Origin of the sequence: Pseudomonas sp. RIT409 (assembly GCF_003052515.2) — a bacterium.
Lineage (GTDB): Bacteria > Pseudomonadota > Gammaproteobacteria > Pseudomonadales > Pseudomonadaceae > Aquipseudomonas.
In genome coordinates this window covers 274304-287707 of record NZ_QARE02000003.1, presented here as the reverse complement: position 1 = coordinate 287707, position 13404 = coordinate 274304, and the positions used below count along the sequence as shown (strand labels likewise).

Below are 13404 nucleotides of genomic sequence, written 5' to 3'. Positions count from 1 at the left end.
TGCAAGGAGACATCATCGTGAAGAAGGCTGACCTTCCGATCAAACAGTGCAAGGTCTGTGGCCTGCCGTTTACGTGGCGCAAGAAGTGGGCCCGGTGTTGGGACGACGTGAAATATTGCTCTGAACGATGCCGACGCGCAAGGCAAGGTTCGTCAACGGGCAACGCCAGCTGAGGGCGGTCCACGGGGCCAGTTGGGCTGCTTTCATCACTCATCATTGCGCGATGGCTGCGGCTTGCGGGAAACACCACCGGTGCCTCTGAATCCACGATTGTTCTATTGGTAGAACGAACCATCGCATTTTCGCTGACTAATCAAGGATTGGATTGCAAGGTAGGATGATTCCCATCTGATCGCCCCGCGCGATTCTCATTTGGGAGGCCTTTTATGAAACTTTTGCACATCGATTCCAGCATCCTTGGCGATCACTCGGCGTCGCGCCAGTTGAGCCGCAGCGTGGTGCAGTCGTTCGTAGCGACGCAGCCGGGCACCGAAGTGGTGTACCGCGATCTGGCCAGCGATGCGTTGAGCCACTTTTCCGCAGCGACCCTGGCCGCGGCGGGCACCCCGGTCGAAGGCCGCGACGCCGCCCAGCAGTTGGAAGTGCAAACCAACGAAGCCACCCTTGAGGAATTCCTGTCCTCGGACGTGGTGGTGATCGGCGCGCCCATGTACAACTTCACCATCCCAAGCCAGTTGAAAGCCTGGATCGACCGCATCACCGTGGCCGGGCGCACCTTCCGCTACACCGAAGCAGGCCCCGAAGGCCTGTGCAAAGGCAAGCAGGTGATCATCGTTTCGACGGCTGGCGGCTTGCATCAGGGCCAGCCGACCAGCGTCGGCCATGAGGACCTGTTGAAAGTGCTGTTCGGCTTCATCGGCGTGACCGACCTGCAGTTCGTCTTCGCCCATGGCCTGGCTTACGGTGACGAACCTCGCGCCAACGCCATCAGCGCGGCGCAAAAGCACATCGCTGAAACCCTGTTCGCCTGACCTGTCGCCCCGCCATTGAGGTTGAGGGTCGGCAGGCCCGACCCCAGCGCGTGACACGCTCGAAAGCCCCTCCGCCCAAGGCTCTGTGCCTGCCGGCGGCGGGGCTTTCGCGTTTTCCGCCCGCAGATCGAGCGGCGTTCAGCCACCGGACAGCCTTTGCGGTTTCTTTGCGAGTAACCTGCCGAGATGGCAGTAAAGTGGTCGCCGAAAACGCCGTAACCGAAGGAATGAGGGTAACGGCCCGCACCGTATTCGCGGTTGGCCCGTCTTGTGCACTGACCTTTGGTAAATCGCAGTGAATGTTATCTGCGTGCCTGTGTCAGATGGCTACAGGCAGCGGTTTACAAGGCGCTCAGGCCATCAGGGACTGAGTGAGCAGGCAAGGATCGGAAGGGTGAGGGGCATTGCGATGATGCGTCTTTGTGCAATGGTGGTGATCAGCCTGTTGAGCGGCCTGCTTTCAGTGCAAGCCAGCGAACGGCAGAACTGGAATGTGGGATTTCACGAACTGACGTTCATCGATCCGCTGGATTCCCGGCCCATGCACGCCTATGCGTTTTACCCTTCTACCGATCCGGACAAGGTCACCCGCGTTCAAGGCTACCCCATCGAAGCGACAGAAGATGCCACGGTCGCCATGGGCCGGTTTCCGCTATTGATGCTGTCCCATGGCAACACCGGCACGCCACTGGCTCAGCATGACATCGCCACGTCCCTCGCACGGCGCGGCTTCGTCGTCGTCGCCGTGTTCCATCCCGGGGACAATTACCTGGATCACAGCCGCCTGGGCAGCCTCAGCAACCTGTATGGCCGCCCGTTGCAGGTTTCCGAGGCCATCAGCGCGGCGTTACTCGATCCCATGCTTTCACCCTATATCAGCGCTCGACGCGTCGGCGTCATTGGCTATTCGGCCGGTGGCGAGACGGCGCTGATTCTCGCCGGGGCGCAACCGGACCTTCAGCGCTTGCGCAATTACTGCATGCAGCGGCCCCAAGACATCGATGCCTGCAAGACTCAGGGTGAGCTGCTGGCCGACCGTGATGACCTGCATGCCCAGGCTGATCCGCGCGTGGGCGCACTGATGCTGATGGCGCCATTGGGGCTGATGTTTGGTCGTCACACGCTGGCAGACGTGCATGTGCCCGTGCTGTTGTACAGCGGCGATGGCGATGAATTGTTGGCCATCGACAAGAACGCCGAAGCGTTGGCGCGCAAGCTGCCCGAAGTCAGAGACTTCAAATTGTTGGCTGGCGCCGGGCATTTCGTGTTCATGGCGCCCTGTGACGACATGCAACGCGCGACGACACCGGGCCTGTGCACGGATGCCACGGGGGTGGATCGCGAAGACATTCATCGCACCCTGAGCAACGAGGCGGTGCAGTTCTTTGGCTCCGCGCTGGGCGGCCCGATCAGCACGGCGGGCATGCAGACCGCTGTGCATCAGCAATAGCACCTCCTCGACGCTACCGGCGAATCACCTTGCCTCGCCGCTCGGCAATCTGCCGGGCCTGGCCATCCCGCTGCTTGCCGGTCCGCGCCTCGCTGATCAACGCGGGGATCAATGGGCCTTCAGGCAGGTTTTTCCAGAACCGCGCCGGCAAATGGCCCTGCATGACCTTGGGGTTGAGCCGCGCGGGATTGAAGATGTGGCTGTAGTAGGTGAGCCACAGTTCGCCATGGGGGTCATCGGCATTGCGCGCCAGCGCTTTCCACGCTTCCGGGCAGCGGCGTTTATGAACGAGCTGTTGCCCGTCGTAGAACACACCGTCATTGGGGGTCGCGATCATCCAGCGGTGGCGCCCCAGCCGACCGATGAAGTGCTCGCTTGCGGTGCGCAAAATATCGTGCGCCGGTTCGTGCCAGGCCACGAATTCCGGGAGCGTCTGCATGTCCAGCAGGGCGGCTTTCACCGAAAGGTCTTTGGGATTGGGGTCGGCGGGCAGGGCAATGAAGCGCAGAAACGCATGCAGATGATGGGCCTCGCGGCTGACCCGTTTCAAGCGACGATGCAATTCGCTGCCCAGCTTGTCTCCCGCAAGCATGGCCGTGCGATCACCATGGCTCACGCGCCACAGCACTTCGTACAACAGCGTCCAACGCTGCTCTCCGCAGTATTGGGCGGCATTTTGCAGCAGCTCCAGCAGTGCCAAGGGCACCTTGGCCTGAAAAGGGCCCATCTGGTCCGGGACAGCGTGATCGCTGGAGAACAGATCAGCGTCTTCCGGCACGCGCCAAGTGACCTGGTCCGGGTTGATCTGGTGGCTTAACAGCCAGCGGGCCTGCTGGCGCCAGGTCTCGAAGAGGTCGTCGCAGTCGAGAATGATCATGCCCACAGCGCCATCTGTTGGGGTTGAGGCTTGTCGCGCAGTTGCTCGCGCAGCAGCACGCTGGAGCTTTCTGCCTGCCGAGGATGGTAGTCGCTGGTGATGATGAAAGGCCGGGCTTTCGACAACACGCAGCGCAGCCGGGTCAAGTCTTCATAGCGAATCCGCCGCTGCCGCCGCAGTTCCACGAGGCGTTGAGTGGTCCGTATGCCGATGCCGGGGATGCGCGCGATCATTGCGGGTTCGGCGCGGTTGAGGTCCAGCGGGAAGGCGTCACGGTGTTCCAGCGCCCAAGCCAGTTTCGGGTCGATGTCCAGCGCCAGGTGGCCCGGCCCCGGCAAAATTTCATTGGCGCTGTAGCCATAGCCGCGCAGCAGAAAGTCAGCCTGGTAAAGACGATGTTCGCGCAGCAGAGGGGGGGCGGCGAGCGGCACGCTTTTCGGGCTGTTGGGAATCGGGCTGAACGCCGAGTAATAAACACGCTTGAGGCGGTAATCGCCATACAGCGACTCGGCGGTGTGCAGCAGGGTGCTGTCATCGGTTTCATCGGCGCCGACGATCATCTGCGTGCTCTGCCCGGCCGGTGTGAACCGTGGGGCCCTGGGCTCGTTGAGCACGGTCTGTTGGCCGGTGTGGATCGTCTTCATGGCCTGTTTGATCGAGCCCATTTCCTTTTCCGGCGCCAGTGTCTGCAAGCCGACCTGGGTAGGCAACTCGATATTGACGCTCAGGCGATCGGCGTAGCGACCGGCTTCCTCGATCAAGGCGGAATCGGCTTCAGGAATGGTCTTGAGGTGGATGTAGCCGCGGAATTCATGTTCCTCGCGCAGCAGTTTCGCGACCCGCACCAGTTGCTCCATGGTGTAGTCCGCCGAGCGAATGATGCCGGAGCTGAGAAACAGGCCGCTGACGCAGTTGCGGCGGTAGAAATCGAGGGTCAGGGTCACCACCTCTTCCGGGCTGAAGCGTGCGCGGGGCACGTCGCTGGAGCGGCGGTTGACGCAGTATTGGCAGTCATACAGGCAGAAGTTGGTCAGCAGGATTTTCAGCAGCGACACGCAGCGGCCATCCGGCGTATAGCTGTGACAGATGCCCATGCCGGTGCTGGAGCCGATACCGGATTTGCCTTCCGAACTGCGTTTGGGCGCGGCGCTGCTGGCGCAGGACGCGTCGTACTTGGCCGCGTCGGCGAGGATGCTCAACTTATCGATCAGCTGCATGACCGCTCTCTTCACTGTTTTTATATACAGTATAGAGTCCGATCTGCTCAGGCAAGGCGCGAGGCCTGGAAAACCCTGCCGCACGTCCGATGACACGAGCTCGCTGTACGCGAGACGATGCCCGCGTCAACTGATGCGCTGCACCAGCACTTTCAACTCGCCGAAAGTTTTCACCGGATGGAAATTGGCATGCTCGACGAACTCGGAGAAGTCCGTCTCGCCGTAGCCGGCGACTTGCGCACCTGCGCTCAGCCCAGCCTGAACGCCGGGGATGCTGTCTTCGACCAGCAGGCATTCATCGGGTTTGAGCCCCAGCAGGTCCGCCGCATGCTCGATGAGTACCGGCGAAGGTTTCCAGGCCTCCACTTCATACGCGCTGACAATCAAGCCATGGAACACATCCAGCAGGCCGACGGTGCTCAGGCAGGTTTCGATCTTGCTGCGCGGGCCGTTCGATGCCACGCACTTGGGCAGGGATAGCCCGCGCACGAACTCGACGGCGCCCGGCATCTCTTCCAGCTTTTCCTGCAGCAACGGCAGCGTGCGCGCGCGGAAGCTGTTGACGATTTCGATGTTCGGCAATCCGGGATAATCCCGACACAAGCCCTCCATGCACAGCGCGAACTGCACCCCGCGGAAACGCGCCAGTACCTCATCGACGGTCAACGTGACCTGGTGTTCTTGCAGGATATCGCGCAACAATCCGGCGGCCAGTCGTTCGCTGTCCACCAGGGTGCCGTCGCAGTCGAATATGACGCCAGCGATGTTCAAACAGGATTCTCCCGTGCTCGTGTTCGGGGCGGTTGGACCGGCATTATCCCGAAAAGTTGGCGGGAGAGGGCGCAGACCGACCTGCGGTCGAGTGGATTCGACTGGGCTTGAGAGGTGGCAGGCCCAGCGATCGGCCGGGTTTCAGGGACAACGAGGTTGCGCCGCGCGATCGACAGCAGACTGGGCTGAGCGATGAGTCACTGGCGTGTCGCTGTGGTCCAACACGCCATTGCACACTTTGAATGTCGAGTTCTTATGCTTTCGAACCTCTGTCCCAGCCTCATCCGCACGCTGACCGGCCTGACGCTGATGACGCTGCTCGCCGCTTGCAGCACGCCCCGACAGCAGACGCTACCACCGCCACCGGATCTGGTGCGCAGCGAGATCGTGCGACTTCTGCCGCCGTCCGTAGCCGATCGCCAGGGCTGGGCGACCGACATCTATACGGCGTTCGAGTCCCAGGGCATTGCGCCGAGCGTTGAACACCTGTGTTCGGTGGTGGCGGTGACCGAGCAGGAATCCAATTTTCAGGTCGATCCTGCGGTGCCGGGAATGGGGGGTATCGCCCGGGCTGAAATCGACCGTCGTGCGGGCAAGGCGCACATTCCCAACTTGCTCGTCCGCAGCGCGCTGGACATCCGCTCTCCCACCGGCAAAACCTATAACGAGCGCCTCGCCGCAGCGCGCACGGAAAAGGATTTGAGCGCCATCTTTGAGGATTTCATTGGCATGGTGCCGCTGGGCAAGACATTGTTCGGCACCTTCAACCCGATGCACACCGCCGGGCCCATGCAAGTGAGCATCGAATTCGCCGAGCGCCAGGCGCGGGACTATCCGTACCCGGTGGAGGGTTCCATCCGCCACGAGGTGTTCTCGCGCCGCGGTGGGATGTATTTCGGCATCGCGCACTTGCTGGGGTACCCGGTGAGTTATGACAGACCGATCTACCGGTTCGCGGACTTCAACGCCGGATGGTACGCCAGCCGCAACGCGGCGTTTCAAAGTGCCGTGGCCCGGCTTTCCGGTAAGCGCCTGGCCTTGGACGGCGACCTGATCAGCTATGGCTTCGGCCCATCCCTCGGGCAGACGGAACTGGCCGTGCGCAGCCTGCACGCCCAGTTGGGCATGCGCAACACCACCATTCGCAGTGCGTTGGAGAAGGGCGATACGGCCGACTTCGAAAACACAGACCTCTATCGCCAGGTCTTCGCGCTGGCCGACAAAGCCGCGGGCAAACCGCTGCCTCGGGCGATTCTGCCGGGCATTGTGCTGGAGAGCCCGAAAATCACTCGCAAGCTGACGACCGCCAGGTTCGCGCAGCGTGTCGAAGAGCGCCGTGTGCGCTGCATGGGCCGTGCCTCTGGCCGATTGAAGTGACGAACGCCCCGCGGGTGAAAAACGCCATCACACCTCCCACGCCTTGCTTGCCTCGGTGAGCATGTGCTCGATCAACACGCTGAAACGCTGGCTGAGCAGGCTTTGCGGTCGATCTTCGGGCAGCAGCAAATAGGTTGAAAAGCGAATCTGCGGCTCGAACGGTCGGGTCTCGACACCTAAGTGCAGGTACTCCCGCGCGACCATTGGGCTGACGATGCTCACGCCCAGCCCCAGCGCCACCAATGAACACACTGTCGCCGCATAGGGCGTTTCCAGGTTCAGCTTGCGGTATTCCTTCTCATCGGCGAACACACGGTCCACCCGGGCGCGGGCACCGTCGTTTTGCGACAGGGAAATGAACTCCTCACCGTAGACGTCTTCGGGTCTGACGGTCGTCAGTGCCGCCAGCCGATGCCCCTTGGGAAAGACGCACACCCCCGGTACATCGCAGATTTTGCGCGTACGCACGCCTGGCATATCGTCCCCTACATAAGACGCAAGCCCCACATGGCAGAACTGCGAGGCGGCCCAGTGGGCGACCATCGGCGAATCATTGGTGTGAATCGAGATGGCGGCGTCCGGGTTTTCCTCACGAAATCGTCGGATCACCTCCGGCAATAGCGTCAATGACAAAGACGGCACCGCCGCGATCCGCAGTTGACCGGTACCGCCCCGGCGGATGTTCTGCGCCGACCTCTCGAGGCTTTGCAGCCCGATGAAGGCCCGTTCCACATCAGCAAATAACGCTGCGCCTTCGTCCGTGGGCAGCAGGCGTCCTCCCACGCGTTCGAACAGCTTGAACCCGCTGCCGCGTTCCAGCTGTGCGATGAGCCGACTGATGTTGGGTTGCGAAGTGTGCAGCGACTCGGCAGCGGCGGTCATCGAACCACTCAGCATCACGGCGCGGAAGGCTTCCACTTGTTTGAAGTTCATGGGGGCATATCAATTTGGTATGGATGACCAATGTATTGTCATTTGTTGGCATGATCCAGAGGCTTTATAACTGTTTTCGACATCGACAGTCCGCGCAGATGGACGCGATGCCCCAGCGCCGATGCGCTGCATGGTGCGTATTAAGTCTGCCCTTGAAATCGTCGCTCGACGCCTTTCCATGGCGCCGCGCGACTAGCCAACCAGGAGGCAATATGTCGTTTGCGTCAAAATTTCTCGTTCGTGTCGTGGCTGTTTCATGGGTTTCGCTGGCGGGGCTGGCTCAGGTCCAGGCGACCGAACTGCCGCCGGTGCCTGATGAGGTCAAAGAAGCCGGTCAGCTGCGCGCCGGTGTACGGTGTGACCAGCCGCCTTATGGCTTCCAGAACGGCAACGGCGAGTTCGCCGGTGTGGAAGTGGAAATGTCCAGGCAGATCGCGCTGTGGGCGCTGGGCTCCAAGGACAAAGTGACCTTTACCTGCGTGACCGCTGAAAACCGTGTACCGCAACTGCTCGGTCGCAAAGTCGATTTTCTCATTGCGACGCTAGGCGTTACCCCTGAACGTCAGCGGGTCATTGACTTCACCACGCCGTATCGCTGGGGCGCCAGCGATGTGGTGGTGAAGAAAGACAGCCCGATTCACTCGATCAAGGACCTCGACGGCAAAACCCTGGCGACGCTCAAAGGCTCGGTTCAGGCCAAGTGGTTCGAGGACCATATGCCGGGCGTCAAAACCCTGCGCATGAACAGTGCGGCCGATGCGCTGCAGACGTTCCGGCAGGGGCGGGCCGACGCCTACACCCACGACGCCGCCACGCTGGTGGTCGTCGCTGCCAACGATGGCGACGCGCGCCTGCTCAATGAACCGTTCCAGATATCCGATGCCGCGATCGGGGTGCGCAAGAACGATGAGGCTTGGCGCGATTACCTCAGCGCCGCGGTCGCCAGAATGCACGAAGAGAAACTCTTTCGGGGCTGGGTTCAACAGTACGTCCCGCAGAACATTCAGAGCTACTACCTGAGCGTCTTCGAACAGGCCAAGCCTGAAGAAAAACTCTGATCGGGCGTCGTCATGGATTTCGATTTCAACTACCTGGTGGCGCAATGGCCAGCCTTGCTCGATGGCGTGCTGATGACGCTGAAGGTCTCGCTGCTGGCCATCGCCTTCTCGCTGCTGATCGGGATTCTGGGAGGCGCGGCCCGCGCCTTCCGCATTCCCGGGCTCGCTCAGATGGTGGTGCTGTACGTCGAGCTGATCCGCAACACGCCGATTCTGGTGCAACTGTTTTTCATTTTCTACGGCCTGCCCGCGATCGGCTTGGAGCTGTCGCTGTTCTGGTCGGGTGTGCTGTGTCTATCCCTGTGGGCGGGGGCTTACCAAGTGGAAAACATGCGCGGCGGCCTGTCGACGGTGGAGCACAAGATGCGTGAGGCGAGTATGGCCTTGAGCCTGAAAACCCATCAGTACTTCTATCTGGTGGCCTTGCCCATTGCCGTCCGAACCAGCCTGCCAGCGGTGCTCAATACGTCCATTTCACTGCTGAAAAACTCGTCCTATCTGCAAGCGATAGGCTTGGCCGAGCTCACCTTCGTGGCGGTTGACCGCATTGCCACGGATTTTCGCGCCATCGAAATGTTCAGTGCGATCTGTGCGATGTACCTGCTTCTGGTGGCGATCCTGTCTTTGCTGACCGGGCGCCTGTCGGCTCACTTGCAACGGCCATTCCGGCACTGAGGCCTTCGATGAATTTTCTGATCGAAAACTGGGGCTTCGTGCTCAAGGGCTTGTGGATGACGCTCCGCCTGGCGCTGGTGATCCTGTTATTCACCACGCTGATCTCGACGGTATTCGGAGTGCTCGCCACCCTCAAGAACCGGGTGCTGTGGTGGACGATACATGGCTACGTCGAGCTGTTCCGCTCGATCCCGCTGATCGTCAACGTGTTCTTCATCTTTTTCGGTGCGCCGATGCTAGGCCTCGACCTGAGCCCGTTCGCGGCTGTGGTCACTGGGTTGACGCTGTGGGGCAGCGCCAATGGCATCGAGATCGTCCGAGGCGGCCTGGAGTCGGTCAACCGGCACCAATGGAAGAGCGCATGGACCCTTGGCCTGCGCCCGTGGCAGATCTATTGGCATGTCATCGCGCCGCAGTCGATGAAGGCGATTCTACCGGCCTACACCGGGCTGCTGACGATGCTGGTGCAGGCCACCTCGCTGGGCGCGCTGGTGGGCGTGAGCGAGTTCCTCAAGGTTGGCCAGATCATCGTCGAGCGCTCCACCGTCATGACCGGCGTCAGCCCCGCGTTCGCTGTCTACGGCGCGGTGCTGCTGGTGTACTTCGTCATCTGCTCATTGCTGAGTTGGCTCAGCCGTTATCTCGAACGTCGCCTGGGTCGCCCGGCGATGCGCACCACTCGTTAAAGGATATGATCATGCAAGCATCCAAAGTCAGTCGTCGCTTGAAAGAAACCACCGCGCCCGAAGTCAACGAGTACATCTACCGACCGCGGCTGGAGGGGTTCGCCGATGGCTTCCTCAACCTGGGCAACGTCAACAAGGCGCACATCGTGATGCTCGCCGAGCAGGGTCTTATCCGCCACGAACACGCCACGGCGCTGGCCAAGGGGGTCCTCGACATGGAGGCCGCCGGCCCTGGCGTGGTGACACTCGACCCCTCCCGCGAGGACGCCTATTTCAATTACGAAGCGCACCTGATCGAGCAGATCGGCGCTGACGTCGGCGGGCGCCTGCACACCGGTCGCAGCCGCAATGACATTCTCGCCACCCTCGATCGGCTGCGTTGCCGGGACGTGCTGCTGGCGTTGATCGACGTGCTGATCCAGACGCGGCAGACCGCGCTGAACAATGCCGAAGTCTTCGCCGAGGTGGTGATGCCCGGCTATACCCATTTGCAGCCCGCGCAGCCCATCACCTACGGCTATTACCTGTCGGCGGTCGAGCAAGCGCTGGAGCGGGATTGTAAACGCCTGACCCAGACCCTGGAGACGATGAACCAGAGCCCGCTGGGTGCGGCGGCATTCGCCGGTACGCCCTTCGATGTGGACCGGGCGCGCACGGCCGAGTTGCTAGGCTTCGACGGCTACCTGGACAACGCGCTGGACGCCGTCGGCTCGCGGGATTTCATCCTCGAAAGCCTGTCGCACCTGAGCCTGCTCTCGGTGTTCTGGAGCCGCGTGGCGCAGGACTACTTCGTGTGGAGCACCCATGAGTTCGGCCTGATCGATTTCCCGGACAGCGTGGCCGCGACCTCCAGCATCATGCCGCAGAAGAAAAACCCCACCGTGCTGGAGTACCTCAAGGGGCGCACCGGGCATATCGTCGGGCTGTTGATGGCCGCCAGCGTCACCGTCAAAGGCAGCAATTTCTCCCACACGGGCGATGGCAACCGGGAGAGTACTCGCGGGTTCTGGGAGGCGGCTGAGGAGAGCCTGCGCTGCCTGAAGCTGCTCGAGCTGGTCCTGCGGACCGCAACGCCCAATGTGGCATTGGCCAAGCAGCGAGCGGGGGAGGACTTCTCGACCGCCACGGGGCTGGCGGACCTGATCGTGCGTGAGGCCGATCTGTCGTTCCGCGAAGCGCACCATATCGTCGGTGCCGCCGTGCGCATGGCAATGGACGCCGGCTTGCCGGCCCACCGTATCGACAGTGAAATGATCGACGTCTGCGCCCGTGACCAGGTGGGCCATGCCCTGAATCTGGCTACCGACAAAGTGCGGGAGTGCCTGGACCCGACCGCCAACGTGCAGTCCCGCGCCTCGGCGGGGGGGCCAGCGCTGTCTTCGTTGCGTCCGAGCCTGGCCCGGGCCAATGCGCGCTTGCAGCAAGAGCGTCAGGCCAATCAGGCCAGGCGTGACCGTCTGACCGCTGCCCAGGAAAAACTCCAGGCGGCCACCCGCGCGCAGGCCGGCCTATGAACAAGATGCTGACGGTGCGCGGCCTGCACAAGCACTTTGGGTCCGTGGAGGTCGTCAAGGGTGTCGACCTTGACGTGGCACAAGGCGAAGTCGTGGTGATCATCGGCCCCAGCGGCTCGGGAAAATCGACGTTCATCCGCTGCCTGAACAGCCTGGAGGAGCCATCGGCGGGCAGCGTAGTGGTCGGCGGCGGGGAGTCGGTACGGGCCGACGACCGCAAGGCCATGGCGCGATTGCGCGAAGACATCGGCATGGTATTTCAGGACTACACGCTGTTCCCGCACCTGACGGTAATGGCCAACATGATTCTCGCCCCGGTCAAGGTCAAGGGGGTCAGCAAGGCCGACGCTCGAGCCGCCGCACTGGCCCTGCTTGACCGCGTGGGGCTCAAACACAAGGCCGACGGATATCCCAGCGAACTCTCGGGCGGGCAACAACAGCGGGTGGCGATCGTCCGTGCACTGGCAATGAAGCCGCGCCTGTTGCTGTTCGATGAGCCAACCTCGGCCCTTGACCCGGAAACCGTGGGCGAGGTGCTGAGTGTGATGAAAGGGCTGGCCGCCGAAGGCATGACCATGGTCGTGGTCACCCACGAGATGGGGTTTGCCAGGGAGGTGGCGGACCGGGTGGTGTTCTTCGACGGCGGCAAGATCGTCGAAATGGGGCCACCGGCCAAGGTTTTCGGTGCTCCGGAGCATCCTCGCACTCGGCAGTTCTTGCAGAGTGTGCTGCATTGACCAAGAGACTGAGGCCCGGACGCCAGGCAGAAAAAAGCCCGCTGGGGAAGACGGGCTTAAAGAGGATCAAAAGGAGTAGGTACAGACTGAACCCTGAGACGTGAAAGGTTTGTGAAAACCCATTTATAACTGATTCCTATTTAAAAATGAGCGACGAACGGTCATTGGTTCGAACCACGACCGGCCTTCGGGAAGGGGTGTTCGGCGGGCTAACGTGTTTTCGCGAGGAAGGCGTATCGCCCAGTGACGCGCCCGCGCGGTGCCGTGCCGATGTGTCGCCTGGCCGTATAGGTGAGTGCGCACAAACGTGCTCTAATCACCGCTACTCAAACCGAGGACGGCGGCGCACGCAGCATGCGGCCTGCGTCAACGCCCTCGATCCCTCATTTCACAAAGGGCAGTCATGGATACGGGGTCACGACTCAAGCTAGTGCGGGAAAGTTACAAGATGTCCCAGCGGGAGCTGGCCAGGCGCAGCGGTGTCGCCAATGGCACCATTTCTCTGATCGAATTGAATCGCGTCAGCCCCTCGGTCAGTTCGCTGAAAAAATTGCTGGAAGGGTTTCCCATGACCTTGGCTGACTTCTTTTCCTTCGATCAGCCGCCTCAGGATCAGCGACACATATTCCGGGCCGGGGAACAACCAGACCTGGGGCGTGACGGATTGCGCATGCTGCTGATCGGCGCCTCGCTGCCCGGTCGTCAGATGCGTATGTTGCGCGAGCAATATGCACCCGGTGCCAGTTCCGGCGATGAGCCCATCGTGCATGCCCAGGGCGAGGAGTGCGGGCTGGTCACCCGTGGCACCATCGAGCTGACGGTGGACGGCCAGATCAGCATCCTCAATCCGGGTGATGGCTACTACTTCCCGACGACCTTGCCCCACAGCTTCCGTAACATCGGTCAGGACGAAGCGGAAATCATCAGCGCCAACACACCGGCTAACTTCTGACCGAAGGCGCTGCGTGCGCCATGGGCGTGCGGGCAATAAAAAAGCCGCAAGCCCGTTATCTCGGACGGGGTCGCGGCTTGAAGGGACATCCATCAAATCGGCGGATTTGACAAGTAAAACGTTAGCAACCTATCTGAATCTCGGCCACCTCTGTTTCGGCAAGAC

14 protein-coding genes are annotated in these 13404 nt (G+C 61.6%); 10 read left to right on the top strand and 4 right to left on the bottom strand.

The annotated features are described in order from the left end of the window. Positions 1-17 precede the first annotated feature (17 nt). The 3 genes from DBP26_RS05850 (at position 18) to DBP26_RS05840 (ending at position 2442) form a co-directional block, all read left to right on the top strand. On the top strand, positions 18-173 hold the full coding sequence (locus tag DBP26_RS05850) for a DUF2256 domain-containing protein (protein WP_108236531.1): 156 nt from the start codon (positions 18-20) through the stop codon (positions 171-173). Positions 174-386: 213 nt separating this feature from the next. Next, entirely contained in the window at positions 387-992 is a 606-nt protein-coding gene (locus DBP26_RS05845; protein ID WP_108236532.1) for an FMN-dependent NADH-azoreductase, read from the top strand. Positions 993-1401: 409 nt separating this feature from the next. Further along, positions 1402-2442 (top strand): dienelactone hydrolase, encoded by a 1041-nt coding sequence (locus tag DBP26_RS05840; protein ID WP_108236533.1) that lies wholly within the window; start codon positions 1402-1404, stop codon positions 2440-2442. A 13-nt stretch (positions 2443-2455) separates the two neighbouring features. Here the strand turns inward: DBP26_RS05840 and DBP26_RS05835 are convergent, their stop codons facing one another. The 3 genes from DBP26_RS05835 to DBP26_RS05825 form a co-directional block, all read right to left on the bottom strand. Beyond that, complete coding sequence (locus DBP26_RS05835) at positions 2456-3319, bottom strand: TIGR03915 family putative DNA repair protein (RefSeq protein ID WP_108236534.1); 864 nt, start codon at positions 3317-3319, stop codon at positions 2456-2458. Continuing rightward, on the bottom strand, positions 3316-4536 hold the full coding sequence (locus DBP26_RS05830) for a putative DNA modification/repair radical SAM protein (protein ID WP_108236535.1): 1221 nt from the start codon (positions 4534-4536) through the stop codon (positions 3316-3318). The genes DBP26_RS05835 and DBP26_RS05830 overlap by 4 nt, the downstream gene beginning before the upstream one ends. A gap of 126 nt (positions 4537-4662) precedes the next feature. Further along, a complete protein-coding gene (locus DBP26_RS05825) occupies positions 4663-5307 on the bottom strand; it encodes an HAD-IA family hydrolase (protein ID WP_108236536.1) in 645 nt (214 codons plus the stop codon). A 255-nt stretch (positions 5308-5562) separates the two neighbouring features. Between DBP26_RS05825 and DBP26_RS05820 the strand changes: the two genes are divergently transcribed. Next, a complete protein-coding gene (locus DBP26_RS05820) occupies positions 5563-6684 on the top strand; it encodes a DUF1615 domain-containing protein (RefSeq protein ID WP_256600616.1) in 1122 nt (373 codons plus the stop codon). 27 nt (positions 6685-6711) lie between these two features. Here DBP26_RS05820 and DBP26_RS05815 read toward each other — a convergent pair whose 3' ends face one another. After that, positions 6712-7617, bottom strand: a complete 906-nt coding sequence (locus tag DBP26_RS05815; protein ID WP_108236537.1) for a LysR substrate-binding domain-containing protein — start codon at positions 7615-7617, stop codon at positions 6712-6714. A gap of 212 nt (positions 7618-7829) precedes the next feature. Here DBP26_RS05815 and DBP26_RS05810 point away from each other — a divergent pair, with 212 nt between their 5' ends. From DBP26_RS05810 to DBP26_RS05785, 6 genes are all read left to right on the top strand, one after another. Then, the gene (locus DBP26_RS05810; RefSeq protein WP_108236538.1) at positions 7830-8675 is read left to right on the top strand and encodes a transporter substrate-binding domain-containing protein; all 846 of its coding nucleotides are present in this window, start codon (positions 7830-7832) and stop codon (positions 8673-8675) included. A gap of 12 nt (positions 8676-8687) precedes the next feature. Next, entirely contained in the window at positions 8688-9350 is a 663-nt protein-coding gene (locus DBP26_RS05805) for an amino acid ABC transporter permease (protein ID WP_108236539.1), read from the top strand. An 8-nt stretch (positions 9351-9358) separates the two neighbouring features. After that, entirely contained in the window at positions 9359-10036 is a 678-nt protein-coding gene (locus DBP26_RS05800) for an amino acid ABC transporter permease (protein WP_108236540.1), read from the top strand. 11 nt (positions 10037-10047) lie between these two features. Then, entirely contained in the window at positions 10048-11550 is a 1503-nt protein-coding gene (gene argH, locus DBP26_RS05795) for an argininosuccinate lyase (RefSeq protein ID WP_108236541.1), read from the top strand. Continuing rightward, entirely contained in the window at positions 11547-12287 is a 741-nt protein-coding gene (locus DBP26_RS05790) for an amino acid ABC transporter ATP-binding protein (protein ID WP_108236542.1), read from the top strand. The genes argH and DBP26_RS05790 overlap by 4 nt, the downstream gene beginning before the upstream one ends. Before the next feature lie 403 nt (positions 12288-12690). After that, positions 12691-13239, top strand: a complete 549-nt coding sequence (locus tag DBP26_RS05785) for a cupin domain-containing protein (RefSeq protein ID WP_108236543.1) — start codon at positions 12691-12693, stop codon at positions 13237-13239. Positions 13240-13404: the final 165 nt, after the last annotated feature.